We start from the raw sequence: 25,653 nt of genomic DNA on the forward strand, positions 1-25,653 counted from the left end.
ATACTCTTATCAATTTTTTTGAAGGCAGCCGCCATGTGGTCCGAATACTCGCTGGATGTCGTCGATGCCGTGGCACGCCATGGCAGCTTCAGCGCCGCCGCTCAGGAGCTGCACCGCGTGCCTTCCGCCATCAGCTACACGGTGCGCCAGCTTGAGGAATGGCTGGCGGTGCCGCTGTTTGTGCGCCGCCATCGCGACGTGGAGCTGACCCCCGCCGGGCGCCTGTTTATCGACGAAGCCCGTGGCGTGATGAAAAAAATGCTCGGCACCCGGCGTTTGTGCCAGCAGGTGGCGAATGGCTGGAGCGGCCAATTGAAGGTGGCCGTGGACTCCATCGTCAAGCCCCAGCGTTGCCGGCAACTGGTGCTGGACTTCTACCGGCGCTTTCCCGAGGTGGAATTGCTGCTGGAATACGAGGTGTACAACGGCGTGTGGGACGCCCTCGCCGACGACCGTACCGATATCGTCATCGGCGCCACCAGTGCGGTGCCGGTGGCCAGCCACTTCACGTTTCGCGACATGGGCCTGCTGAACTGGCTGTGTGTGGTCAGCGCCCAGCATCCATTGGCGGCGATGGACGGCTTGCTCAGTGACGATCAACTGCGCCCGTTCGCGTCGCTGTGCATGACCGACACTTCACGCAACCTGCCCAAGCGCGACACCTGGACCCTGGATAACCAACGCCGGCTGGTGGTGCCCAACTGGTCCTCGGCGATTGATTGCTTGCGCGATGGCCTGTGCGTCGGCATGGCGCCGGCGCATCAAGTGTTGCCGTGGATCGAACGCGGCGAGCTGGTGGCGCTGCAATTGAGCCGACCGTTCCCAGCCAGCCCGTCGTGCGTGGCGTGGGCGCAGAGCAAGCTGTCGCCGGCAATGAGTTGGTTGCTGGAGTACCTGGGCGACACCGAAACCATGAATCAAGAATGGCTGAATGGCCCAGATCTCTGAACGTCACGCCGTTCAAATGTGGGCTTGTGTGGGAGCTGGCTTGCCTGCGATGCAGGCGCCGCGGTCTTAATGTCAGACCGAGGTGATGCTATCGCAGGCAAGCCAGCGCCCACATTTTGATCGGGCTTCAATCCAATAAGCGGGTGATGGCCCTTACGATCATCTCCACTTCTTTTGCCTCCAGCGTCAGCGGCGGCAGCAATCGGATGATCTTGCCCCGCGTCACGTTAATCAGCAGCCCATGCTCGTGCGCCGCACGCTGTGCCAAGTCGCGATACGGGCGGGCCAGTTCGATACCAATCATCAAGCCCTGCCCGCGAATCGCCAGCACCTGCGAGTGTTCACTCAACTCCACCCGCAACCGCGCCAGCAGCCGTTCACCCTGGTGCGCGGCGTTCTGCAGCAAGCCCTGCTCTTCAATAATATCCAGCACCGTGCAACCCACACGGCAGGCCAACGGGTTGCCGCCGAACGTGCTGCCGTGACTGCCGGGGGTGAACAGCTGGGCCACGGCGGCCTTGGCCAGGCAGGCGCCGATGGGCACGCCGTTGCCGAGGCCTTTGGCCAGGGTCATCACGTCCGGGGTGATGCCTTCATGCTGAAACGCAAACCAGACGCCAGTGCGGCCGATGCCGGTCTGGATTTCATCCAGCATCATCAGCCAGCCGTGGCGCGTGCAGTGATCGCGCAGGGCTTTGAGGTAGCCGGGCGGCGCAGGTAACACGCCACTTTCGCCCTGGATCGGTTCCAGCAGCACGGCCGCAATGCGCGTACCGAATTGTTCAGCGATGACGTCCAGCGCCGCCAGGTCGCCAAACCCGACCTTGAGAAAATCCCCCGGCAAACGCTGGAAGCCCAGGCGCACCGAGGGGCCATCGCTGGCCGCCATGGTGCCGAGGGTGCGCCCGTGAAAAGCGTTTTCCATCACCACCACCAACGGTTCTTCAATACCTTTTTTCCAGCCATGCAGCCGTGCCAGTTTCAGCGCCGTCTCGTTGGCTTCGGCGCCGGAGTTGTTGAAGAAGGCGCGGTCCAGGCCCGACAACTGTGTAAGGCGCTGGGCCAGGCGCTGCTGCCAATCAATGCTGTAGAGGTTGGACGTGTGCAGCAGCAGGCCCGCCTGCTCACTGATCGCCGCCACCAGCCTTGGGTGGGAGTGCCCGACATTGGTCACCGCCACACCCGCTACCGCGTCGAGGTATTCACGGCCCTGCTGGTCCCAGAGGCGCGTGCCCAAGCCTCGGGTGAAGCTCAGGGCCAAAGGTTGATACGTGGTCATCAGGCAGGCGGCGGTCATGGTGGCAGGCTCCAGTGCATCGTTGGGATGGGGGCAGTATCGTTAGCCACCTGAGCTGGATAAACTGCGCATTCCTGCAATGACTTTAAACCAAGGCTTGATAATGGATTTGTTCCAGGCAATGTCGGTGTACGTGCAAGTGGTGGAGACCGGCAGCATGACGGCTGCCGCGCAGGAATGCGGGATGTCGACCACCATGGTCGGCAATCACTTGCGCGCGCTGGAGCAACGCCTGGGCGTCAGCCTGCTCAAGCGCACCACGCGCAAGCAGAGCCTCACCGAGTTTGGTGAGCAGTACTACCAGCGTTGCCTGGAAGTGCTGGGGCTGGTGGCCGACTCCGAGTTACTGGCGGAGCAGATCCACAGCGGAACCCCCAAAGGCAGCCTGCGTATCACCGCACCGCCGGTGTTTGGCACCGAACGCCTCGCACCGGCCCTGAGCGAATTTTCCCAGCGCTACCCACTGATCGACCTGCACGTGATGCTGAGCAATGAGCGGATGAACTTGGTCGACAGCGGGTTCGACGTGGCGATCCGCCTCGGCGAACTGGAAACCTCCAGCCTGATCGCCAGGCCCATGCAGGCCTACACCCTGACCCTCTGCGCATCACCTGCGTACCTGGCGCGACGTGGCACGCCTTCGAAACCCGATGACCTGCGGCAGCACGACTGCCTGGCGTTCGCCTACCCTGCGACCGACAACTGGCGCGACACCGACAAGCTCTGGCGCATGACCGGGGAGGAAGGCGAGGTGGAGGTTCCGGTGGCCGGCTCATTGACCATCAACAGCTCGCAAGGCTTGCGCCAGGCAGCCGTCAACGGCATGGGCATCATCATGCTGGCCGATGCCCTGGTGCAACCGGACCTGGAGAGCGGCAAGCTGGTGGCCTTGCTGACCACCTATCAACTGTCAAGCCGCCCCATGCACCTGCTCTACCGCCAAGACCGTTATCGCTTGCCCAAGCTGCGCGCTTTTGTGGATTTCGCCATGGAGAAGTGGGCGCGCTAGAAGCCCACACCCAACTCGCGCAGGCGCGCCGCTGTACGTTCGGCCGACACATGGTGAATCCCCTGCCAACCGAGGGCGACCGCCGCCTCGATATTGCCGGCGACATCATCGATAAACACCACTTCACTGGCCTGGATATCCGGCAGATGGGCACGCACCTGGCTTAGGCTCGCGTGATAGATCGCCGCATCCGGCTTGATCAGCTTCAGCTCGCCCGACACCACGATGTCGCGAAAACGCTGCAGGAACGGATAGTTGGCCAGCGCATAGGGGAAGGTTTCAGCGGACCAGTTGGTGAGCCCGAACAGCGGCATATCGGCCGCATGCAACGCTTCGAGGATCGCCACGCCTTCCGGCAATGAGCCGCGCAGCATCTCGTGCCAGCGATCGTAATAGGCCTGGATCAAGGGTTGATGTTGCGGGTATTGCTCAATCAGGTGGCGCGTGCCTTCGGCCAGGCGGCGGCCGGCGTCCTGCTCGGTGTTCCAGGCCTGGGTGCAAATGGTGTCGAGAAAGTGTTGCCGCTCAAGATCGTCGGCAATCAGCTTGCGGTACAGGTGGTGCGGGTTCCAGTCGAACAGGACACCGCCGAAATCAAAAACTACTGCACGAATCGTCATCAGATCCTCCGTTAGCGTGGCTTGATAGCCGGTGGAGTCTGGCAGATTGTGAGGGCGGGTGGGAGGGTTCCCAAAAGGAAGGCGTGACGCAAACAAATGTGGGAGCTGGCTTGCCTGCGATAGCAACACTGCGGTGTGACTGACACACCGTGGTGTTGCTATCGCAGGCAAGCCAGCTCCCACATAAACAGCTCTTACATTTTTAGAGCGTGTTTCAGGCGTGGATCAGACCATTGATCTTAACGGTCGGGTTCACATCCGCTTCGTAATCAACACCGTCGATTTCAAAACCGAACAACCGCAGGAACTCAGCCTTGTAACCGGCAAAATCGCTGATCTCGTTAACGTTGTCGTCAGTCACCTGGTTCCACAGCGCCGCCACGGCGTCCTGGACTTTCGGCTCCAGCTCAGCCAGGTCGGCACGCAGGCGGCCGTCGGCATCAAGCTTGGGCTCTTTGCCGTACAGGCTGTCCTTGAACAGGCCGTAGACCTGCTCGATGCAACCTTCGTGAGTGCCCTGCTCTTTCATCACTTTGAACAGCAGCGACAAGTACAGCGGCATGATCGGGATGGCCGAGCTGGCCTGGGTGACGACGGCCTTGAGCACCGACACACGGGCGTCGCCCTTGAGTGCGGCGAGGTTGTCGCGCAGGGTCAGGACTTTTTTGTCCAGGTCTTTCTTGGCTTCGCCGATGGAGCCGTTCCAGTAGATGTCCTGTGTCAGCTTTTCACCGAGGTAGGTGAACGCGGTGGTCTTGGCGCCTTCGGCCAGTACGTCGGCGTCACGCAGGGCATCGATCCACAGCTGCCAGTCTTCGCCGCCCATGACTTTCACGGTGCCGTCGATTTCTTCCTGGGTGGCAGGCTCAAGCGTGGTGTCGACCACAACGCCTTTGTCGGTGTTGATACCGCGCAGGGTCACGGCCTTGCCGATCGGCTTGAGGGTGGAGGTGTGCACCACGCCTTGCGGGTCGGTACGGCGTGGCGCGGCCAGGCTGTAAACGACCAGGTCGATCTTGCCCAGGTCTTTCTTGATGGTTTCGATGGTCAGGCGCTTGATCTCGTCGGAGAACGCGTCGCCGTTGATGCTCTTGGCGTACAGGCCTTTTTCAACCGCAAACTTCTCGAACGCCGCGCTGTTGTACCAGCCGGCGGAGCTCAGTTTGCCTTCTTCGCCTTCTTTCTCAAAAAACACACCCAGGGTGTCGGCGCCGCAGCCAAACGCTGCACTGATGCGCGCGGCCAGGCCGTAACCGGTGGAGGCGCCGAGGACCAGCACCTTCTTCGGGCCGCCTTCGATAACGCCATTCTTGGTTACGTAGTCGATCTGTTCCTTGACGTTCGCTTCACAGCCAACAGGGTGAGCGGTCACACAGATAAAGCCACGAACCCGCGGTTTGATGATCATAAAATTTCTGCCTCTTCCAAGGTGCCGAAGGCCAATGGTGGCCGTTCAACTTAATCGTACCGGTCTATGACGCCCGAAAAACCGAAGCGTCACGATAGTCGTAAATCTTCTGTTTACAAAATCCAATCGGCGCAGCGCTTTTTGGCGCATGCCTGCTACCGTTCACACACCTACCGAGCTTCCTGCGCAGAATTCTGAGCCCGACCCTAAATATGAAGATTTGTTCAACTTATTCACAATTTAGTAATATTTAAAACGCCTATTCGTCGCTGAACCCCTTATCATGGCAGGGTTGTATCTACATGTTTCTACCCCCCACCACTCGCAGCCACGGATCCGGACCTGTCGAATGGCGTCCAGCTGGAGCTGAGTTTCATGAGCAAGTCTGCCTTACGCAAAAAAACAGTGTCGGTCGCCTGGGTCATTGGCGTCCTGCTGATTATTTGCCTCTTTCCCCTGACCACCGCGGTATTCCTCGGCCTGGTGCTGGTGTGCGGTGTCTACGATTTCCTGCGTAACGGCCTCTATGACGCCAACACCATCAAGAAGTACTTCATCGGCAGTGGCCGCAACACCTGGATATTGGCACCGTTCAACACCCTGTTTGACCTGTTGAGCCTGCGCAACCGCCATGTCTACACCATGCGCGACCTGCCACCCGCCTGGCGTGAAGACCTGCAGCAGGTCATCGACGATGCCATGGCCAACAAAGATGAAATCATCAGTTACCTGGACGAGCGCATGGCCGAGAAGAAGCGCGGCATGTTGTTCTTCCAGTGGTACGGCCGCCCAATCGAAACCACCTTGGACATCCCGCAACTGCGCAAGAAACTGCCGTTTGTGAAGACCATCGGCGTCTCGGTGTTCAACGAAAACCGCTCGACCTCCTTCCACTTCGGCCCGCTGCGCATGATGTTCCGTGTGCTCTACAACATGGCGCCGGCGCCTCACCACGACGGTGTCTTTATCCAGGTGGGCAAGCACAAGCACTACTGGCACGACGACCCGCTGTTTATCTTCGATGACACGCTGATGCACGCGTCCTTCAACAAAAACGACGCAAAACGTTACTGCCTGTTCATTGATATTGTGCGGCCAACCTTGTTGCCCTCCGTGCTCAACGCCGTGATCGCGGGTTTTGCCGGGCTGGTGTTTACCCTGCGTCGGGTTTTCTACAAAAACTGGAAGCTGATTCAGTAAGTTCTGCGGCATGATGGTGCTGGACGGTGTTTGCGCCCTGCCTGAGAGGCGGCCAAACTACAGTCTCGTGCGACCGAATTCGGCGCTCACCATTTTCAAGCCATCGCCGCCCTGTGCGGGTGCGGTGGCTGCGCCTTCAAGGAATCAGAATGCCCCAACGTCAAGTCATCAATGCCTCCGTCAGCCCCAAGGGCAGCCTCGAAACCCTGTCCCAACGTGAAGTTCAGCAACTGAGTGAAGCCGGCACCGGCAGCATCTACACCCTGTTCCGCCAATGCGCCCTGGCCATCCTCAACACCGGCGCGCATATCGACAACGCCAAGACCATCCTCGACGCCTATCAAGACTTTGAAGTGCGTATCCACCAGCAGGACCGTGGCGTGCGCCTGGAACTGTTGAACGCGCCGGCCGACGCCTTCGTCGATGGCGAAATGATCGCCAGCACCCGCGAGATGCTGTTCAGCGCCCTGCGCGACATCGTCTACACCGAGAATGAGCTGGGCAGCCAGCGCATCGACCTGAGCGACTCCCAAGGCATCACCGACTACGTGTTCCACCTGCTGCGCAACGCCCGTACGTTGCGCCCGGGTGTCGAGCCGAAAATCGTGGTGTGCTGGGGCGGGCACTCGATCAACACCGAAGAATACAAATACACCAAGAAAGTCGGCCACGAACTGGGCCTGCGCAGCCTCGACGTGTGCACCGGTTGCGGCCCTGGCGTGATGAAAGGCCCGATGAAGGGTGCGACCATTTCCCACGCCAAACAGCGTATTACCGGCGGGCGCTACCTGGGCCTGACCGAGCCGGGCATCATCGCGGCCGAAGCGCCGAACCCGATCGTTAACGAACTGGTGATCCTGCCCGACATCGAAAAACGCCTGGAAGCCTTCGTGCGCGTCGGCCACGGCATCATCATCTTCCCGGGCGGCGCCGGCACGGCCGAAGAGTTCCTGTACCTGCTGGGCATCCTGATGCACCCGGACAACCGCGACGTGCCGTTCCCGGTCATCCTCACCGGGCCGAAACACGCCGCGCCGTACCTGCAACAACTGCACGCGTTCGTCGGTGCCACCCTCGGCGAGGCGGCGCAGGCGCACTACCAGATCATCATCGACGACCCGGCTGAAGTCGCTCGCCAGATGACCGTAGGGCTCAAGACCGTAAAGCAGTTCCGCCGCGAGCGCAACGACGCGTTCCACTTCAACTGGCTGCTGAAGATCGACGAAGGCTTTCAGCGCCCGTTCGACCCGACCCACGAAAACATGGCCAGCCTGCAACTGAGCCATGCCCTACCGCCCCATGAACTCGCCGCCAACCTGCGCCGTGCGTTCTCGGGGATCGTGGCGGGCAACGTCAAGGACAAGGGCATTCGCCTGATCGAGCAACACGGCCCGTACGAAATCCACGGCGACCCGGCGATCATGAAACCACTGGACGAGCTGCTGCAGGCGTTTGTCGCCCAGCACCGCATGAAGTTGCCGGGTGGCGCGGCGTATGTGCCGTGTTACCGAGTGGTGCAATAACTAGCGTTGCACCGCCACACATTTGATTTCCACCAGCAACCCGGGGTGTGCCAGTTCGGACACCCCGATGGTCGTCCAGGCGCAATGGCCACGTGGGAACAGGCGGTTTTTCACCTCGCGAAAAACCGCCATGTGCTGGCTCATGTTGACGTGATACGTGGTCATGTCGACCACGTCTTCAAAACCACAACCGCCCTCCTCCAATACCTGCAGCAGGTTCTGCCAGGCGGCGATGAATTGCGCCTCGGGATCTTCTATCACCGCCAGTTCCAGTGTGCGGCCGACCTGCCCTGCGCAGTACAAGGTGTTGCCAACTTTAACGGCGGGCACGTAGCCAGCACGCTCAACGATGGGTTGCATGGCAGCGGGGATGATGAGGCGGCGGCGTTCAGTCATAGCTTGTATCTCTTTGGGGCTGAGGCAGGCGTGCGAGAGCAGACAGTTCGAACTAGGGTTTTACCTGTTCCCACTTACCAGCAGAGCAACCTATGGACCAACGGATCTTGTCCTTCATCAATCCTTACCTTAGGGTAAGGAATATCACGATGGAGATCTTCGCTATGGCCACCGCAACATTGACCTCAAAAGGGCAAATCACCATACCTGTCCAAGTCCGGACAGCACTCGGCCTGGAAACGGGCGATCGGGTTGAATTCGTCGAAACGGAAGATGGCAAATTTTCGATCATCGCGGCGAGCAAAACCGTGCAGGACCTCAAAGGGTTGATCCGCAAGCCCGCCCACGCCGTATCGATTGAAGACATGAACCACGCCATCGCGGCGCAAGGAGCAAAAGCCGGATGATCGGGCTGGATACCAACGTACTGGTGCGCTATGTCACCCAGGATGATCCCATTCAATCACCCAAGGCATCGGCGCTGATCGAATCGCTCACCACGCTGTCACCGGGCTTTGTGAGCCTGGTGTCCGTGCTGGAACTGGTCTGGGTTTTACAAAGCTGCTACCAGTCGGCCAAGAGTGATGTGGTGAACGTTTTGGAAACGCTGTTGCGCACGCGTGAATTGACCGTCGAACATGCTGAAATCATCTGGCAGGCCCTGCGACGATTCACGGCAGGCAAAGCCGATTTCGCCGACTACCTGATAGAACGCTGCGCCCATGCGGCAGGCTGTGAATACACCGCCACCTTTGACCTCAACGCAGCCAAGGCCACCGGAATGAAACGGCTGGCCTGAGCCATGGCATTGCGACGACGTTCAGGCTTTGGTAAAAACCGCGTTCAACCTTGATCGAGAGACAGACTCACGTGCGCACGCTTCTTCTCGCTACCTTGAGCATGGCCTGCACCCTGGCCAGCGCCGACACCATCACCTGGCCGGATCTGCCGCAGAGTTGCTTCGTCAGCGGCCGCTCAGCCACCAGCACGGATGTCGACACAGGCTGTGCGGCGTTTCTGATCAATGTGCAAGGCAAGGCGGCGGGTACGCCGATCAAGCTGGATATCCCCCAGTATGCGATGCATGTGGACGAAGCCACCGGCAAAGAAACGCCTGTGATCATCATCCAGGCGGAAGAGAACGGCGAGGTCAAGGCGGTCGGCTACAAGGAATTGGGCACCGATCAGCTCGGTGCCGCGTTGCTGCGGGAGGTTCGGCTTCTAGGCACCCAGAAGCCGATCTAGACGTTATTTGGTCTGGGCTCAGCGAACCCAGCCACCGCCCTGCCAGTGGTAACCATCATTGCGCTGCACCCAATGCGGGTGCACATAACGATAGCCTTCGCGCACTTGCTCCCAATGGCCGTGCACCGCGACGTATCGCCCGCCTTCCCAACGCCAGTAACCGCGTGACCAGACATAGCCGTAGCGCGTAGCCGGTTCGACTTCGATCACCTGCACCGGCGGCGGTTGCGGCGCAACGACTTCGACATACTCACGTTGTACCGGCCTGCGGTCATGCACAACGCGCTCTTGCACACACCCGGACGCCGCGACGACTACCGCCGCCAATGCCGCATAACGTAGCCACATACAAAACCCTCGGGCGCTGACGCCCAACACCTGCACCGTAAAAAATGCCCCCTTGTTTCAGCCGCGCTCCTGCTTAGGCTTGGGTTCTTTTTTAACAGGTGATGTCTGTCAGCTTGCTGAACCCGCAGGCCTCAAGAGGCACATGCGACGGTCGGTCGTTTCAGGCGCGCCGACGAACATCGGTTACACCCGCCCGCACTCATGCAACACACGCGATTGCACACAACTCAGACGCCGCGACAACTGCCGCCACCAATCCTGCATAACGTAGCCACATACAAAACCCTCGGGCCCCGACGCCCAACGCCTACACCCATCAAAAATGCCCCCTTGTTTGAGCCGCGCTCCTGCTTAGGCTTGGGTTCTTTTTTAGCAGGTGATATCTGTCGGGTTGCTGAACCTGCTGGCCTCAGGAGGCACACGCGACGGTCGGTCGTTTCAGGCGCACCAGCAGCAACCCCGCAACCACCACAGCAATGCCGGCGTAGGTCGACCCGGCGATCACATCGCCAAACATCAGCGCCGCCCACACCAACGTTACCGGCGGCTCCAGATAGACCAGCGCCGCAACATGGGTAGCCGTCATCACCCGTAACAACATCCACAGGCTCAAGTAGGCGACGAACGTAGAGAACAGCGTCAGCCAGACAATCGAGATCAACACGTCAGGGTCGTGGGGAATACTCAGCGTGTCGGTGTAAAGCACCGCAGCGGTAAAGCCGACCAGGGTCAGCAGCGACTGGATAAACAGCGGCAACACCAAGCCTGCGTCCTGGCGGTGCACGGTGCGGCGCTCATACAAGGTCGCCAGTGTCAGCCCCAACGCCGAGGCCAGTGGCAACAGGTACATGACCAGGCCGACGCTTTGGCCGCCGCTGCCATACTGCCCGGCAATCACGATCGAAACCCCGCCGAAGCTAATCAACAGCCCGAGCCACTGCCAGCCACCGCTGCGCTCCGCCGCGCTGCCGGTCGACAGTGCCGCTGTCATCAACGGCTGCAGCGCCGCAATGATCGCAGCAATGCCCGGCGGCAAGCCATTCTGGATCGCCACGTACAGGCAACTCAGGTACAGGAACTGCGACAGAAAGCCGATCACGGCGTAATGGCGAACCTGAGCCCATGAAACCTTCAACAACCTCACATTCAAAAACAGCCCCAGGCACACCGAGACCAACAGGAAGCGCCAGAACAGCAGGTTGAACGCCCCGCCGCCTTGGGTACCCAACTTGGCGCCGATATAGCCGGAGCTCCACGACAGAACAAACGCCACCTGCAACAGCAGCCGCTTTAAGGTTGATCGCGTCATGAAGCCTCCCGTCAGTGCACATTGACGCAAAGGCTAAGGGCCGCGCATGCTTCTGTATATTTGAATTAACAGCACTACTAATCCGTAATAGTGGAATCATGGCCAAACAACTGAATATCGATCTGCTGCGTACCTTCCATGCAGTCGCGCGCTTTCGGCGCTTCAACGAGGCGGCCGAGCATGTGCACCGCAGCGCGTCGACCGTGACCACACAGATTCAAAAGCTCGAAGACCAAATTGGCCAGCGCCTGTTCAGCCGCAGCAACCAAGGCGTTGAACTGACCCTGTACGGCCAGAAGCTTCTGGGCGAAACCACCGAGTTTCTCAAGAGCCACGACAGCCTGCTGATCGCGCTGATGCCACAGCGCATGCAGGGCAAGATTCGCCTGGGCATTCCCGACACCTACGCTCCGGCGTTCATGCAGGCGCTCCTGCCCCGTTTGATCGCCGACAACCCGCTGCTGGAGCTGGAAGTCGAAGCGCGCACCAGCGGTGAACTGCTGAATAGGTTTATGGCCAACCAGCTCGACCTGGCCATCACCGTCAGCGCACAACCGCTGGCCCAGGGCGAACGCCTGGGGCCGGTGCAGCCGCTGTGGGTGGCGGCCGAGGGCTTCCGTTGCGCGCCGAATGCGGCGCTGCCGATCACCGTGCCGGTGGCCGGCTGCCCGTACCGTGCGGCGGCGTTGCAGGCGCTGAAGGATCACGGGATTTACCACCGGGTATTGCTGGAGAGCCCCAACTCCACGGCGGTCGAGGCCTGTATCCGCAGCGGCGTGGCGGTCGGGTTGATCGAGGAAAGCCGCATGGGCACCGGCCTGACGCAAGTGATTGCAGGGTTCGAATTACCGCCCTTGCCGGTGCATCATCTGTACCTGCTGTGCGATAGCAGCAATGCACTGGCCCTGCATCTGTATGCGCAGGTTAAACAGGGTTTCCACATGTGAGCCCTCACGCCGGGCCGAAGCGCACCAGCACTGCCTCGACAAACCGCCGCAACTTGGCGGTGCGCTGCCGGTTGGCGGTGTAGACCAAGTGCATGGGGCGGCTGGGCGCCTCAAATGCCGGCAGCACCTGCACCAACTCGCCCTTGGCCAAGGCCGTGCGCAGAAAGTCTTCGGGGCCCAGCACGATGCCGAAGCCATCCAGTGCCGCCGACATCAACGCCCGGCTTTCATTGATCTGAAGGCGGCTGGCAACCTGCACCCTGTAAGGCGTCGCGCCTTGGTGAAAGACCCATTCGCAGTCCGCCGGGCGTGACCAGAAGGCGTAGCCCAGGCATTCATGCTGCGCAAGGTCCGCCGGACGCTGCGGCGTACCCCGCGCCGCCAGGTAAGCAGGCGCCGCGCACACCACCAGGCGATAAGGCGCCAGTGGCCGTGCCGTCAACCCGGTGGTGGCCAGCGGGCCGATGCGGAACGCCGCTTCATAGCCTTCTCCACCAAGTCGACGAAACGATCCGTCAGGTGCAGGTCGATTTCCACGTCCGGGTTGTCGCGCAAAAACGCGGTAATCAGTGGCATCAGGCTGTAGGAGCCGAAGGTGACCGGGGCGGTGACTCTCAGCTTGCCGCGCGGCGTGTCATTCATGATCTGGGCGAGCGAATCGGCAGCCTCGGCCTCCGTCAGAATATGTTTGCAGCGCTCGTAGTACGCCTGCCCCAACTCCGTCAGGCTTTGCCGACGCGTGGTGCGGTTGAGCAAACGCGCGCCCAACCGTTGCTCCAGCGCGGCCACATGCTTGGCCACCATTTGCGCAGACATATTCAAGCGCTCGGCGGCGCGGGCGTAGGAGCCCAACTCGGCGGCCATCACAAAGGCATTCATGCTTGAAAGACGGTCCATCATTCCCCACTCCCAGTAACGACACCCACACCAGAACGCTCATTTATCGCCAACTGGTTGCCAATCATCATAACCGCTCGACGACTGACGAGGAGCAAGACCATGAAGATCGGTGTGATTGGAGCAGGTTTTATCGGGCGTGCCGTGGCACAGCTGGCGCTGGCCGCCGGGCATGAAGTGATGTTGAGCAACTCCCGTGGCCCGCAGACCATGAGCAGCGTGCTCAGCGGCATACTCGGCGTGCAGGTGGGCAGTGCTGAAGACGCCGCCAAGTATGGCGACGTGGTGCTGGTGGCCATCCCCCTGGAGCATTACCGCAGCGTGCCCGCGCAATGGCTGGGAGGCAAAACGGTGATGGACGCCAACAATTACTACCCCGACCGCGATGGGCACATCGCCGTGCTGGACCGCTTTGAAACCACCACCAGCCGGCGGCTCGCCGAGCATCTACCGCACGCTCACGTGGTCAAAGTGTTCAATGCGATTTTTGCGCCCGACCTGACGCAACACGCCCGCCCCCACGGCGCGCCAGACCGCCGCGCACTGCCGGTGGCCGCCGATGACGCCGCAGCGAAGGCGCAAGTGATCAAGCTGCTCGACCAGCTCGGTTTCGATGCCGTGGACGCCGGCGGGCTGGATGAAAGCTGGCGTTTTGAACGGGCGAAACCTGCGTATTGCGTGCCGCTAGACCAAGCGGGTTTAACGGCGGCGCTGGCAGCCGCCGAACGCACGGTGGAACTGCCGCCGGTCGAACGCTCCCGCGCCTGAATACCACGCACAAAAAAGCCCGCTGACCGTTCCCGGTTCAGCGGGCTTTTTTACATCAGGCTTGGCTTACAGCGCCAAGTCAGACGCCGGCTTGCTCGGCTCAGCCGCAGGCTTGGCAGCCTCGGTGGCCTTTGGCGCGGCCATCTGCGGAATCGCAGGCGGTGGCGTCAGTTGCAGGATACCAGCGGTGTAGGCCCATTCCTTGGCAACAGCCTCAGGGCTGTCGTTCAGCTTGGTGCCGTAGCTCGGTACGATCTGGTGCAGTTTGGCCTGCCACTCAGGGGTCGCGACCTTGTCCTTGAACACTTTCTGCAGCACGGTCAGCATGATCGGAGCCGCGGTGGACGCGCCTGGCGATGCACCCAACAGGCCGGCGATGGTGTTGTCGGCGGAGCTGACCACTTCGGTGCCGAGTTTCAGGACGCCGCCCTGCTCTTCGTCACGCTTGATGATCTGCACGCGCTGACCGGCTTGCCACAGGCGCCAGTCGGATTGCTTGGCGTTCGGGAAGTACTCTTGCAGCGCCTTGAAGCGGTCGTCATCCGACAGCATCAGTTGGCCGGCGAGGTACTCAACCAGTGGGTATTCACGAATACCGACTTTGGTCATTGGCCAGATGTTGTGGGTGGTGGTGCTGGTCAGCAGGTCCAGGTACGAGCCTTCTTTGAGGAACTTGGTCGAGAAGGTCGCGAATGGGCCAAACAGAATGACACGCTTGCCATCCAGCACGCGGGTGTCCAGGTGCGGAACCGACATCGGTGGCGCGCCAACCGAAGCCTTACCGTAGGCCTTGGCCATGTGCTGCTCGGCGATGGCCGGGTTATCGGTCACCAGGAACGAACCGCCCACTGGGAAGCCCGCGTATTCCTTGGCTTCAGGAATGCCCGACTTTTGCAGCAAGTGCAGTGCACCGCCGCCGGCGCCGATGAACACGAACTTGGCGTCGGTTTCAGTCTTGGTGCCGTCTTTCAGGTTTTTGTAGCTCACACGCCACGAACCGTCGGCGTTCTTGGTGATGTCCTGCACTTCGCTCGACAGTTTCAAGTCAAACTTCGGCGTGGTTTGCAGGTGAGCGACGAACTGGCGGGTGATCTCGCCGAAGTTCACGTCGGTGCCGATCGGGCTCCAGGTGGCGGCGATCTTCTGCTTCGGATCACGGCCTTCCATCATCAGCGGAACCCATTTGGCGATCTGCGCCGGGTCTTCGGAGTACTGCATGCCAGCGAACAGCGGGCTCGCTTGCAGGGCTTCGTAGCGTTTTTTCAGGAACTTGATGTTGTCATCGCCCCACACAAAGCTCATGTGCGGTGTGGAGTTGATGAACGAACGTGGGTTCTTCAGCACGCCCTGCTGGACCTGCCAGGACCAGAACTGACGGGAAATCTGGAACGCTTCGTTGATCTCGACCGCTTTCGGGATTTCAACGGTGCCGTCCTTGTTTTCCGGGGTGTAGTTCAGCTCAGCCAGGGCCGAGTGACCGGTACCGGCGTTGTTCCAGCCGTTGGAGCTTTCTTCGGCCACGCCATCCAGGCGCTCGACCATCTCCATCGACCAGTCCGGCTGCAGCTCGTTGAGCCAAACACCCAGGGTCGCACTCATGATGCCGCCGCCGATCAGCAGCACATCGACTTTCTTTGCCTCTTCCGCGTGAACGGACGTGATCCCCATCGACAAAGCCAACCCCAGCAGGGCAGTGTTTACTTTTTTAAACATCAGTAGCACCTATGATAAAACGCCATCCGCCCTACCGCCCCTGAGCATGGGCAACCCTCCATCACGCTGCGTCAGGCAACGCACCGCGGGGTTTGCACATTCACGAGAGAGCCGCAGGGTGGGCACACAAGGCCGACGTATCGACCTCACTGTTTTTGTCCCTTCTGCGCTGACTTCTTATCATTATTGGCTTCAGCTACCTGGGCAACAGCCAACCGCCGGGACGTATACGGATGTACGCACCGGGGAAAGACTAGACCAAGACGGCGCGCAGAATATCACGGCATACAGCCAATATGCGCTGTTTGGCCAATTGACAGCTCTAAATCGCGGGTTTTAACCCGAGCGTGTCAAGCCTGGCAGGCGCGACGTGGCGTCACAGGCGGTGAGATGAAACTGAACTCTGCTGCAAAAGGCTGTTCTAGACACCTTCGCCGCTGCTTGCGTAGCATCGGCGGCTGTCCTTCGTGCAATCTTTCCAAACAGAGTTACCCATGACTATCCAGCAAACACCCGGGCACGTGCTACCAGCGCGCAGCGCCGCCAAAATGGAAGCTGCCATGGCCGTGGGCGCCTTCGCAATCGGCACCGGCGAATTCGCCATCATGGGTTTAATGCCCGACATCGCCCAGAATTTGAATTTGAGTGAACCGCAAGTCGGCCACGCCATCAGCGCCTACGCCCTGGGCGTGATGGTCGGCGCACCGCTGCTGGCCATCCTCGGCGCCAAGTTGCTGCGCAAACACATGCTGCTGTTGCTGATGGGCCTGTACGCCCTGGGCAACCTCGCCACCGCCTTCACCCCGACCTTCGGCTCGCTGATGGCCTTCCGCTTCATCAGCGGCCTGCCCCACGGCGCCTACTTCGGCATCGCCGCCGTCGTCGCCTCGAGCATGGTGCCCAACGACAAGCGAGCCGGCGCCGTCGCCCGCGTAATGATGGGCCTTACCCTCGCCATGCTGCTCGGCAACCCCATCGCCACCTTCCTCGGCCAACACCTGGGCTGGCGCTCGGCGTTCGCGCTGGTCAGCGCCATCGCCCTGTGCACCCTCTTCCTCGTCTGGCAATTCGTCCCCGACCGCCACGACGAACCGCGCAGCGACCCACGCAAAGAACTGCGCGCCTTCACCAAACCGCAGGTGTGGATGGCGCTGTCGATTGGCGCAATTGGCTTTGCCGGCATGTTCTGCGTGTTCAGCTACCTTGCCCCGACCATGCTCGAAGTGACCAAAGTCTCGCCACAATGGATCCCCTTCGGCCTCGCCGCGTTTGGCGTCGGCGGCATCATCGGCAACATCGCCGGCGGCAAACTGTTCGACCGCATGCAATTTCGCGCCGTGGGCTGGATTCTGGTGTGGTCGATAGCCGTGCTGCTGTTCTTCCCCTTTGCGGCATCGTCGCTATGGGGCGTGCTGCTGAGCATGGGCCTGGTCGGCACCATGGTGGCGTTGGCCGCACCGCTGCAAATCCGCCTGATGGACATCGCCCACGAAGCCCCAAGCCTGGCGGCGGCGTCGAACCACGCTGCGTTTAACCTGGCGAACGCGCTGGGGCCGTGGTTTGGTGGGATGGCGATTACGGCTGGGTATGGGTGGACGAGCACCGGCTACATTGGCGCCGCAACAGCGCTGGTCGGCCTGGGCATCTACCTGATTGCCCGCCGCATGAAAGGCGGCCACTGACACTTCTCAGAGCACTACAGTCCTAATGTGGGCACTCTAAATGTGGGAGCGGGCTTGCCCGCGATAGCGGTGGGTCAGCCAACAAATCAATGACTGCCCACCCGCTCACTCAATCATCATGCAACAACCCCGACCCATACTCCCCATAACTACTCCCCAAACCACTGCCGCCAAAACTCATCTTGGCCGCCTTGCTCGGGCTATGGTCCCCAAACGCCCGACATCCCCCCGAAAAACAAGGGTCACTGCTCCCGCCCGACGACCCCGTCGAACAAGCACCCAACAGCAACGTGCCAGCAATCATCACGACTTTAATCAGGTTCGAGATCATGTTTTCAGTTCCCTATGGGCTGGAGGCGCGGGGGTCCTCTCTTAAGTGGGAGCGTAGTCCTCAACGGTGCGGGGAATTATGAAACTTTGCTGGGTGACAGGATGGGTTCAGGTTGCCGCCTTGGAGTAAGGCGGCGGGGTTGGATGTCAGGCGGTGGCCGTGCTGGCGGCGGGCGCGACGTGCTCTTGGGCTCGGGCGACGAGTAAAGCGCTTAGGTCGATGAGTTGCTGGATGCCGAGGATGATGGCGCGGTGGGGGTCTTCGAGGTCGAAGGCCAGGGTGGCGGCCATTTGGTTGGCGGAATCGAGGTTTTCGGCGGCGTTGGCTAGGAGGGTTTCGGTGTCGATGTTGGGGCTGACGCGGAAAAGATTGCCGGGCGCGGGTTCAAAGATTGCATCGTCGTCAGATGGCGGCAGGTAATGATAAATAGCGCGCTGAGCCGCAGCGTGAAGCTTGGCATCAATGGGTTCAGCGTTTGAGGCATGAGGCGGATTAGGCGTGACCTTGTACATGGCGAAGCTCCTTTAGAATTCCAGGAACTACCAAACTCACTTCCACATGAGGGTGGCAGCTGTACGCAGGTGTGGAAGACCAGGGCTAAAGGACCCGGCGCACCGAAGTGCCCCGCGCACAGCCGCCATAAGCAATCATACAGACGTAAAAAAACGCCGGTAGGTGTTTATGGGCGATTGAGCGCCTTCAGCTTGGTCGGACTTCCACATCCGGCCGCTGGATTGGCAGCGGCTGGAGGAGGTTAGCTAGGGGTGGTCTGAGGGGCAAGCTGAGAAAAGCGTGGGAAGTTTCCCAGTGTATTTAGCCTGTTCCCGAGATCACTCCATACACTGTGAGTCGTCCCGATGATGGACTGGAACAACTAATCCTGTAGACCATGTATTACTTGCCTTACAGAGCCGGCATGAAAGCTGCGTACCACTTTTGTACCAACACTGCTCCATGCAGTGATGCCCTCCCCTCGCGATAGGCGGCAATCGACCAATAGCAGCCTCTCACCGACACTCCGTTTTAGGCGGTTCGACGCCTTTTCCAGTAATCGCTTACCATGGCTCACGGATTTTAATTTTTAATCATTAAATGGTACTAAGTAATGAAAAGGTTTATATCCAAGGCCCTCGCATTGACGTTGCTCTGTGCACTTTCAAATGGAGTGTCCGCTGAAACGCCTTCTCATCGGGACGCCAAAATTTTCGTCAATCAGGCACAGATCGGCCGAAACCTTCCCGGTATTGCACTATCGGTGGCAAAGCGGACGGTGACCTTTACAATTCTCGCCGGCAGGCTGGGACATGCGGATGCAGCTTCAGAGGTATCGAAAGAGATCAACGCACTACTGCCCAAGTATCAATCCAGGTGGGATGAAAACATCGCGCAAGCATATGAAAAGTCATTCTCTGATGAGGAGTTGGCTTCGCTCGCATCGGAAGGCCGATCATCAAAATACGCGGCGAAAGTCAGAGAGCAACAAGACAAGATCGGTATGGCGATGGAGTCAAGCTCCAAACCGATCCTGAGCGAAATGGTCTCCGAAGCCCTCAATGTTACGTTTTCCAAGCAATCCTTTGAATAAGTGTTCTGTCATTGAAACTATCGACGTGTCTTCCGTTTTCAATTGCAAACGACCGATAACTTCGCCCCCTTCACGACGGGCAGCAATCGACCCATGGCTGCCCTTCGGTACGAACGAAAGCGGCCAATAGGAGCCGCTGGACAGCCTTGCTGCCACTCGATAGCTTCGGCGCCCTAAGCCTTGGGGAGGCTTACCGTTTCGCCTCACGGAACAACTTATAAGGATGTGAGACATGATGCTATGTTTGGATGGCCAGTTTTCTGAACAAGAACTTTCCGAAAGTGACGAACTCGATCTACGGAACGTTTCGGCAAATATATGGCCGACGGTGCTCTCTCGGTGCAAAGCAAATGAACTACGCCTTTACAACCTTAAGCTTGCTTCACTTGAGGGAATTGATAGGTTAACTAATACACGGCGTTTGACGCTGGAACGGGCGAAAAAAATTGAAACACTGGAACCCGTTTCCGGACTGAGTGGTTTGACGTATCTGGCAGTTGGAGACTTTCCAAGGCTGCGGCAACTCGACGGCATTGAGAAGCTAAGCGAGCTGACAGAGCTGCGTCTGTCCGGTAGCCTGGGTGGGGGCTCACCTCTCCGCCTTGATTCCATCGAGCCTGTTACTCGTATCTCCAAGCTCACCAGACTTTCACTGGCCAATGCGAAGTTCGAGGTCGATGACATCACTAGCCTCGTTCGCTGTACCCATCTACGCCACTTGAGCTTGACGAACCAGTTTGATCGATCTCAGGTCGCGTTTCTCGCAAGCCGATTGAACAAGCAGCTCGCCGAGCCTCTAACTGCATACGTAAAAACACATCTGCGTTGTATGAAGTGCAGTAGTCTGACGTCTATGTTTACGGGACGAAGAATGCCTTTCCTTTGTCCAGCGTGTGATGCACCGCGATTTGAAAAGCTCACTCGCCAGTTCGAACAGATGATGCACGATGCATGACAACTTCATTTGCTAGACGGTTCTATTGCTCGTTTTGGACCATTCTTTACTTGCGCAAGATTGTCCGCTTCGGTCGATTGCTGCCAGTCAGGCGCAAAATCACAAGCTTTATCGGTGATGGATTGGAACTACTGAACCAAAGAGCCTTTAAAACAAAGGCCTACAGCTGATTTATCTTTATCTCGTACCATTTATGTACCATTGGACCCCATTCGGCCCATACCTCCGACCTGAATAGCCGCCATAGGCATCAGGCAGAGAACGGCCAACACCAGACAGACTATTAGAGATCAGTGCCGTTAGGCTGGTGTATCGAAACGATATACCAAGTCAGGAGGTCAGCAACGCCGAGCTAGCCTTCGTCGATGAAGACAACTTATATATCGCCCGATTATCAAGAGTCGAAAAAATAGGCCAAACGGATATAAATCTGGATATACGACCAAGTGCTACCGACCCGGCGCAAGACCAACAGTTATCGCATGCATCAAGCGCCCATATCACTGGACAGGCCATACTGGCAGTCGCAGAAGTGCTGCACCCTAGCGGTCCCATCAAGCTGCAAGTGTACTTGCAAGCTGACATCACAAAGAGCTGCCGACCGCGCAATGTGTACCTAACACATTACCGGTGCCTTGCCGCTCTTGATGCGTGTCTAGCGTCGCTGCTTTCAACCGTTGAAACGATAGAACGGCACAAAAGGAGTGTTGACGCTCGATTTGTGCCGGACGGCGGCGCTGATCCCGGTAGCTTCCTATATATCCAGTTCCTGCACGAACTGCCGTGCCCCCAGGTGGCGCAAATTCAGCAACGACGGTGGAACGGCGGGGACCAACAGAATGTTCTCGCGAATATTGCTCTCACCCAACTTATCGATGATGCTCTGTCTTATACCGGCATAACTCGACTCCAGCAGCTTGGCTTCGAACGTACTCACACTAATATTGCCCAGCAGCTCTTTTACCGGAAATTTCTGATTGAATATATCATCACCGACCCGGGTCGACGTCTTAAAGTAGACACTGCATACCGAAATTAGCGCCTCACCGTGCACCACACTGAGCTGCAAGTTAACAGACGATACAGCGTGGGGCAGGAGGCCTGGAGATGATATCGTCTCATTGAAATTAACATGAGTCTTTAAGCTATACAATTTCGACGAAGGACTGTCGACTGACTGCTCACTCAATAATTCAATACTCTCTTCAACCCGAATACGCTGGGGGCGTTCGAGGATCTTGTAGAACGTTTTCTCCAGCACTTCTTTCACGGTGATTTTATACACGAGTTGCGGTATAGCATAACTAACCGTTCCCGAATTTCTGACGCGCCAGAATAACTTCCCCAGTGAGTTTCTATAGAAGTCCAGCCACGCAGCCGGGTCGATAAACCGCGTGCCTTGATTTTTATCAGCTGCCAACTGGCACAACAGGTTTGAATTGGCGATATCTTCCAACACCGCGGGTGTCGGTGAGCGAAGGCGTCGCGGATAGCAAGTTACCCGAAATCACATAAACTTCGTCGGCAAGCAATTTCATGATAGTTCCTCCTTGAACTGATAGAACCTGAATAGCCCGCGAGCCGACGGTTAACGTCGGCCCGCGGGGTCATTTAGATTTCCAAGTCATCGATGAATTCTTCGGCGTTCTTGCCCAGCTTCTTGATGACAGATTGGCGAACCGTCGCATATACCGACTCATTGAGCACCGTCTGCTGCGCAGCCCGATACATCCACGCGGAGGTCTTACTCCAGCTCCAGAACAAGAAGCTGCCACGCTGTACCGTGGTACTGGCGTTGACGGTAGTCAGTACCATTACCACGTTTCCGTCCCTATCCTGCATCACAGGGAGGATCTGGAACGTGCCCACGCTGTCCCGAGTGCTGCTATTGTCGAACAGTTTCAACGGGGCCTGATTCTTCGGATTGTCTTCGAGTGACGAGAAGGTTTTTTCAGTCACCTTGTACACGGCGCTGTCAGCACCCACGACTGCAGCAATCACCTCAAGGACGACCTGGTCCATGGTGACATTGGTGTTACGCGGCTGATAGCTCTGATAATAAGAGCTAACACGCCCCCAGCCCAGGTTAGCAAGGCCATCGGTATAGAACTTGAACCACTCTTCCCGTTGCTTTTCCGGATTGAATTTTTTATCCGCAGCCAACTGCATCAGCAATGTACTATTTTGCACGTCATCGCGTGCTTGTTGACTCAGGCCGGTCACAAACGAAGTAATACTGCCGCGTACTACTGCCGCGCCTTCGTCCTCGGCATTCGCACGTGCAACCACACTGCGCGAACGGCTTTTTACTCCGGAAGCTTCGGGAATATCCAAGGATGCGACCCAGGCCAGCAGTTGATTATGATCAGTAATGGAACCCATGATGATACTCCTTGTAATTTCAAAGGTGAGATATAACGATTTTCACTGCACACAAAGCCTTCTATCGAGTCAGTCATTGATTAACAATGGTCTGCTGCTCAATGAAGAGGACTTTATTTTTTATAAACTAGACGCGCACGCTTCGCCCTGAGGCAGGAACTTAATTAACAGACAGGATCTGAAAGGCGGGGGTGTGTAAATACAGTTAATACGATATGCGCACATTTTTCCATTCCTTGGGAAAAACCATCTACTCGATATATAAATGCAGTGCGGAATCCTTCCGCTAACATGCCACGCCTGAGAGTTAAGACGGAAAACCTTGGAGTGTCAAGATCAAAAAATTTAACCTCCCAAGGTTCCTTGAGACGTTTTATATCCCGATTCGGAATAAGTAATTAGTAAAATATGCCTCAGTTAAAAAACGGAAATAATCAAAAGTACTTTCAAGCGGCACGATACTGATCACGACAAGAATATCGGAAGGACGTGTTCGGGAAATGTGGAAGCAGGATCGCAAAGCTGCAACGCCAACCGACCCAACTGACGCAGGAAATGTCGTTTAGTTGTTCCCCAATCTCTGGCACTCAAGAGCAGGGCCCGCGAATTCCACACACGGCAACGCCCCCGTTCAAAGTGGTGAATGGCGCGGAACACGCCTCCCCGACACCCAAGACCCATCCCTGATAAACTGCGCCCCATTCGTCTCGCTAACTCAGATCCCCAATGCCCTTACAAACCGCTCCCCTCTCCCGCCGTTTCTCCGTCGCCCCCATGATGGATTGGACCGACCGCCACTGCCGGTTCTTCCTGCGCCTGCTCTCCAAGCACGCCCTGCTCTACACCGAGATGGTCACCACGGGCGCGATCCTGCACGGCGACCACGACCGCTTCCTGCGCCACAACGAAGCCGAGCACCCGCTTGCGCTGCAGTTGGGTGGCAGTGTCCCCGCTGACCTAGCTGCCTGCGCGCGTATGGCTGAGGCTGCCGGTTACGATGAAGTGAACTTGAACGTTGGCTGCCCGAGTGACCGGGTGCAGAACAATATGATCGGCGCGATCCTGATGGCGCACCCTGCATTGGTGGCGGATTGCGTGAAGGCGATGCGTGATGCGGTGTCGATTCCGGTGACGGTGAAGCATCGTATTGGGATCAATGGGCGCGACAGTTATGCCGAGTTGTGTGATTTCGTCGGGACGGTGAGGGATGCCGGGTGCACCAGTTTTACGGTGCATGCGCGGATTGCGATTCTTGAGGGGTTGTCGCCGAAGGAGAATCGCGACATTCCGCCGTTGCGCTATGACGTGGCGGCGCAGTTGAAGCAGGATTTCCCGGAGTTGGAGATTGTGCTGAACGGTGGGATTAAGACGCTTGCGCAGTGCCAGGAGCATTTGCAGGTGTTTGATGGGGTGATGTTGGGGCGGGAGGCTTATCACAATCCGTATTTGCTGGCGGAGGTGGATCAGCGGTTGTTTGGGAGTTCGGCGCCGGTGGTTAGTCGGGCGGAAGCGTTGGCGCAGTTGCGGCCTTATATTGCGGAGCATTTGGCCAGTGGTGGGTCGATGCATCACATTACGCGGCATGTGTTGGGGTTGGGGACTGGGTTTCCGGGGGCTCGGAAATTTCGGCAGATGTTGTCCGTGGATATTCATAAGGCGAGTGATCCGTTGGCGTTGCTGGATCAGGCGGGGGAGTTGTTGGAGGGGCGGTGATTTAGCGGGTTGGGTGTCAGTTGGTTTATTGGGTGGCTGGGGTTGGCGGTTCCCCCAACTGATCGTTCCCATGCTCTGCGTGGGAATGCAGGGCGTGACGCTCCGCGTCACTATTGCGCTGGACTTGAGCCGTGCGCTGGTAGCGGGACGCGGAGCGTCCCAGGAGGCGTTACCACGCGGAGCGTGGGAACGATCGATATAAGGGGAACCTGTCGGCGGTTTTGGTCTCCTATTTAGCACCACGGCCGGTGATTCAAACGGCTGTTTTCAGGTTGTTGCCCTCGCAAACGATCGAACGCATTTGCGCCCTTGAGCGCCTGCCGGCGCTCGGGTAATGTCATCAGACCCACAGGACAGAGCACGCCCATGACTTCCAAGCTGGAACAACTCAAGCAATTCACCACCGTTGTAGCCGATACCGGCGATTTTTCTACCCTCGCCAAGCTCAAGCCGCAAGACGCCACCACTAACCCTTCCCTGCTGCTCAAGGCCGCTTCGATCCCAGGCTATGCCAAGCTGCTGGATGAGGCTGTGAAGGACTGCAATGGTGACGTGGGCCTGGCCAGCGACCGTTTTGCGGTGGCGGTCGGTCAAGAGATCCTTAAAGTCGTACCGGGCCGTATTTCCACTGAGGTGGATGCGCGTCTGTCGTTCGACGAAGCGGCCATTCTCAAGCGTGCGCACCGTCTGATCGACTTGTACGACAAAGCCGGCGTTGGCCGTGACCGTGTGCTGATCAAGATCGCCTCCACCTGGGAAGGCATCCGCGCGGCGGAGAAGCTGGAAAAAGAAGGCATTCAGACCAACCTGACGCTGCTGTTCTCGTTTGCCCAGGCTGTGGCCTGTGCCGAAGCTGGGGTGTTCCTGATTTCGCCGTTCGTGGGCCGTATCTACGATTGGTACAAAAAGGCCAACGGCAACGACTACACCGGTTCCGATGATCCAGGCGTGCAGTCGGTAACGCGCATCTACAACTACTACAAGGCCAATGGCTACAAGACCGTGGTGATGGGTGCGAGCTTCCGTAACCTCAACCAGATTGAAGAGTTGGCCGGATGTGATCGCCTGACCATCAGCCCGGACCTGCTGGAGAAGCTGGCGGCGGATGAAGGCAAGCTGGAGCGCAAGTTGGCGCCAGGCCATGCCGGTGAAGCGCGGGTGCATTTGACTGAAGCGCAGTTCCGTTGGGAATCCAACGAGGATGCGATGGCGACTGAGAAGCTGGCGGAGGGGATTCGTCAGTTTGCTCGGGACCAGGAGAAGCTTGAAGCGTTGTTGACTGCCAAGCTGTAAGGCAGTCGGCGACAAAAAGGGCGGCACCCTCGCGGGTGCCGCCCTTTTTTGTGCCTTTCGCTGGTCTCAAGCCGACCTCAGTAC

General features: G+C 58.5%; 25 protein-coding genes and 1 pseudogene. 14 read left to right on the plus strand and 12 right to left on the minus strand.

Annotated features, from left to right (window positions below):
- Window positions 1-33: 33 nt before the first annotated feature.
- Window positions 34-948, plus strand: a complete 915-nt coding sequence (gene punR / locus ACI77I_RS18030; protein WP_242155059.1) for a DNA-binding transcriptional activator PunR — start codon at window positions 34-36, stop codon at window positions 946-948.
- 127 nt (window positions 949-1,075) lie between these two features.
- Here the strand turns inward: punR and ACI77I_RS18035 are convergent, their stop codons facing one another.
- Window positions 1,076-2,245, minus strand: a complete 1,170-nt coding sequence (locus ACI77I_RS18035; RefSeq protein ID WP_406998090.1) for an aspartate aminotransferase family protein — start codon at window positions 2,243-2,245, stop codon at window positions 1,076-1,078.
- 103 nt (window positions 2,246-2,348) lie between these two features.
- On the opposite strand from ACI77I_RS18035, the gene ACI77I_RS18040 reads away from it, so the two are divergent.
- The gene (locus ACI77I_RS18040; RefSeq protein WP_242155056.1) at window positions 2,349-3,254 is read left to right on the plus strand and encodes a LysR family transcriptional regulator; all 906 of its coding nucleotides are present in this window, start codon (window positions 2,349-2,351) and stop codon (window positions 3,252-3,254) included.
- Here ACI77I_RS18040 and ACI77I_RS18045 read toward each other — a convergent pair.
- Both ACI77I_RS18045 and fabV read right to left on the minus strand, forming a co-directional pair.
- Window positions 3,251-3,874: an HAD family phosphatase gene (locus ACI77I_RS18045; protein WP_094952861.1), complete on the minus strand. Its 624-nt coding sequence runs from the start codon at window positions 3,872-3,874 to the stop codon at window positions 3,251-3,253. The genes ACI77I_RS18040 and ACI77I_RS18045 overlap by 4 nt on opposite strands.
- Window positions 3,875-4,088: 214 nt before the next feature.
- The gene (gene fabV / locus ACI77I_RS18050) at window positions 4,089-5,282 is read right to left on the minus strand and encodes an enoyl-ACP reductase FabV (RefSeq protein WP_094952862.1); all 1,194 of its coding nucleotides are present in this window, start codon (window positions 5,280-5,282) and stop codon (window positions 4,089-4,091) included.
- A gap of 375 nt (window positions 5,283-5,657) precedes the next feature.
- On the opposite strand from fabV, the gene ACI77I_RS18055 reads away from it, so the two are divergent.
- Together ACI77I_RS18055 and ppnN are read left to right on the plus strand one after the other, a co-directional pair.
- Window positions 5,658-6,482: an aspartyl/asparaginyl beta-hydroxylase domain-containing protein gene (locus ACI77I_RS18055; protein WP_406998091.1), complete on the plus strand. Its 825-nt coding sequence runs from the start codon at window positions 5,658-5,660 to the stop codon at window positions 6,480-6,482.
- 149 nt (window positions 6,483-6,631) lie between these two features.
- Window positions 6,632-8,005 (plus strand): nucleotide 5'-monophosphate nucleosidase PpnN, encoded by a 1,374-nt coding sequence (gene ppnN, locus ACI77I_RS18060; RefSeq protein WP_406998092.1) that lies wholly within the window; start codon window positions 6,632-6,634, stop codon window positions 8,003-8,005.
- Here the strand turns inward: ppnN and ACI77I_RS18065 are convergent, their stop codons facing one another.
- Window positions 8,006-8,401 carry a RidA family protein gene (locus ACI77I_RS18065; protein WP_406998093.1) on the minus strand — a complete coding sequence of 132 codons (396 nt, stop codon included), beginning with the start codon at window positions 8,399-8,401 and terminating at the stop codon, window positions 8,006-8,008. It lies immediately after the preceding gene.
- Between the two features lie 149 nt (window positions 8,402-8,550).
- Here ACI77I_RS18065 and ACI77I_RS18070 point away from each other — a divergent pair, with 149 nt between their 5' ends.
- The 3 genes from ACI77I_RS18070 to ACI77I_RS18080 all read left to right on the plus strand — a co-directional run bounded on the left by ACI77I_RS18070 (window position 8,551) and on the right by ACI77I_RS18080 (window position 9,646).
- Window positions 8,551-8,808 (plus strand): AbrB/MazE/SpoVT family DNA-binding domain-containing protein, encoded by a 258-nt coding sequence (locus ACI77I_RS18070; protein WP_242155054.1) that lies wholly within the window; start codon window positions 8,551-8,553, stop codon window positions 8,806-8,808.
- Window positions 8,805-9,200: a PIN domain-containing protein gene (locus tag ACI77I_RS18075; protein WP_094952867.1), complete on the plus strand. Its 396-nt coding sequence runs from the start codon at window positions 8,805-8,807 to the stop codon at window positions 9,198-9,200. Before ACI77I_RS18070 ends, ACI77I_RS18075 begins: the two co-directional genes overlap by 4 nt.
- 101 nt (window positions 9,201-9,301) lie before the next feature.
- Complete coding sequence (locus tag ACI77I_RS18080) at window positions 9,302-9,646, plus strand: hypothetical protein (protein ID WP_094952868.1); 345 nt, start codon at window positions 9,302-9,304, stop codon at window positions 9,644-9,646.
- An 18-nt stretch (window positions 9,647-9,664) separates the two neighbouring features.
- Here ACI77I_RS18080 and ACI77I_RS18085 read toward each other — a convergent pair whose 3' ends face one another.
- Window positions 9,665-9,994 carry a YXWGXW repeat-containing protein gene (locus ACI77I_RS18085; RefSeq protein WP_094952869.1) on the minus strand — a complete coding sequence of 110 codons (330 nt, stop codon included), beginning with the start codon at window positions 9,992-9,994 and terminating at the stop codon, window positions 9,665-9,667.
- Window positions 9,995-10,403: 409 nt separating this feature from the next.
- Window positions 10,404-11,303, minus strand: a complete 900-nt coding sequence (locus ACI77I_RS18090; protein WP_094952870.1) for a DMT family transporter — start codon at window positions 11,301-11,303, stop codon at window positions 10,404-10,406.
- A gap of 98 nt (window positions 11,304-11,401) precedes the next feature.
- Here ACI77I_RS18090 and ACI77I_RS18095 point away from each other — a divergent pair, with 98 nt between their 5' ends.
- Complete coding sequence (locus ACI77I_RS18095) at window positions 11,402-12,250, plus strand: LysR substrate-binding domain-containing protein (RefSeq protein WP_406998094.1); 849 nt, start codon at window positions 11,402-11,404, stop codon at window positions 12,248-12,250.
- A 4-nt stretch (window positions 12,251-12,254) separates the two neighbouring features.
- On the opposite strand, the pseudogene ACI77I_RS18100 reads toward ACI77I_RS18095, so the two are convergent.
- Window positions 12,255-13,150: pseudogene (locus ACI77I_RS18100) on the minus strand (LysR family transcriptional regulator).
- Between the two features lie 99 nt (window positions 13,151-13,249).
- Here ACI77I_RS18100 and ACI77I_RS18105 point away from each other — a divergent pair.
- On the plus strand, window positions 13,250-13,915 hold the full coding sequence (locus tag ACI77I_RS18105; protein WP_406998095.1) for an NADPH-dependent F420 reductase: 666 nt from the start codon (window positions 13,250-13,252) through the stop codon (window positions 13,913-13,915).
- Between the two features lie 66 nt (window positions 13,916-13,981).
- Here ACI77I_RS18105 and mqo read toward each other — a convergent pair whose 3' ends face one another.
- Window positions 13,982-15,628 carry a malate dehydrogenase (quinone) gene (gene mqo, locus ACI77I_RS18110; protein ID WP_094952874.1) on the minus strand — a complete coding sequence of 549 codons (1,647 nt, stop codon included), beginning with the start codon at window positions 15,626-15,628 and terminating at the stop codon, window positions 13,982-13,984.
- Between the two features lie 494 nt (window positions 15,629-16,122).
- On the opposite strand from mqo, the gene ACI77I_RS18115 reads away from it, so the two are divergent.
- Window positions 16,123-17,310 carry an MFS transporter gene (locus ACI77I_RS18115; RefSeq protein ID WP_094952875.1) on the plus strand — a complete coding sequence of 396 codons (1,188 nt, stop codon included), beginning with the start codon at window positions 16,123-16,125 and terminating at the stop codon, window positions 17,308-17,310.
- A 109-nt stretch (window positions 17,311-17,419) separates the two neighbouring features.
- Here the strand turns inward: ACI77I_RS18115 and ACI77I_RS18120 are convergent, their stop codons facing one another.
- Window positions 17,420-17,641 (minus strand): hypothetical protein, encoded by a 222-nt coding sequence (locus ACI77I_RS18120; RefSeq protein WP_406998096.1) that lies wholly within the window; start codon window positions 17,639-17,641, stop codon window positions 17,420-17,422.
- A 146-nt stretch (window positions 17,642-17,787) separates the two neighbouring features.
- Window positions 17,788-18,153: a DUF6124 family protein gene (locus ACI77I_RS18125; RefSeq protein ID WP_094952877.1), complete on the minus strand. Its 366-nt coding sequence runs from the start codon at window positions 18,151-18,153 to the stop codon at window positions 17,788-17,790.
- Between the two features lie 593 nt (window positions 18,154-18,746).
- On the opposite strand from ACI77I_RS18125, the gene ACI77I_RS18130 reads away from it, so the two are divergent.
- On the plus strand, window positions 18,747-19,226 hold the full coding sequence (locus tag ACI77I_RS18130; RefSeq protein ID WP_263274730.1) for a hypothetical protein: 480 nt from the start codon (window positions 18,747-18,749) through the stop codon (window positions 19,224-19,226).
- A 232-nt stretch (window positions 19,227-19,458) separates the two neighbouring features.
- Entirely contained in the window at window positions 19,459-20,181 is a 723-nt protein-coding gene (locus ACI77I_RS18135; RefSeq protein ID WP_406998097.1) for a leucine-rich repeat domain-containing protein, read from the plus strand.
- A gap of 754 nt (window positions 20,182-20,935) precedes the next feature.
- Here the strand turns inward: ACI77I_RS18135 and ACI77I_RS18140 are convergent.
- Both ACI77I_RS18140 and ACI77I_RS18145 read right to left on the minus strand, forming a co-directional pair.
- Window positions 20,936-21,640 (minus strand): hypothetical protein, encoded by a 705-nt coding sequence (locus ACI77I_RS18140; RefSeq protein ID WP_406998098.1) that lies wholly within the window; start codon window positions 21,638-21,640, stop codon window positions 20,936-20,938.
- Between the two features lie 152 nt (window positions 21,641-21,792).
- Entirely contained in the window at window positions 21,793-22,563 is a 771-nt protein-coding gene (locus ACI77I_RS18145) for a hypothetical protein (protein WP_094953090.1), read from the minus strand.
- Window positions 22,564-23,289: 726 nt separating this feature from the next.
- Here ACI77I_RS18145 and dusA point away from each other — a divergent pair.
- Both dusA and tal read left to right on the plus strand, forming a co-directional pair.
- Window positions 23,290-24,276: a tRNA dihydrouridine(20/20a) synthase DusA gene (gene dusA / locus ACI77I_RS18150; protein ID WP_406998099.1), complete on the plus strand. Its 987-nt coding sequence runs from the start codon at window positions 23,290-23,292 to the stop codon at window positions 24,274-24,276.
- Window positions 24,277-24,642: 366 nt separating this feature from the next.
- Window positions 24,643-25,569: a transaldolase gene (tal, locus tag ACI77I_RS18155; protein ID WP_094953088.1), complete on the plus strand. Its 927-nt coding sequence runs from the start codon at window positions 24,643-24,645 to the stop codon at window positions 25,567-25,569.
- Window positions 25,570-25,653: the final 84 nt, after the last annotated feature.

Origin of the sequence: Pseudomonas sp. D47 (genome assembly GCF_045447305.1) — a bacterium.
Classification (GTDB): domain Bacteria; phylum Pseudomonadota; class Gammaproteobacteria; order Pseudomonadales; family Pseudomonadaceae; genus Aquipseudomonas.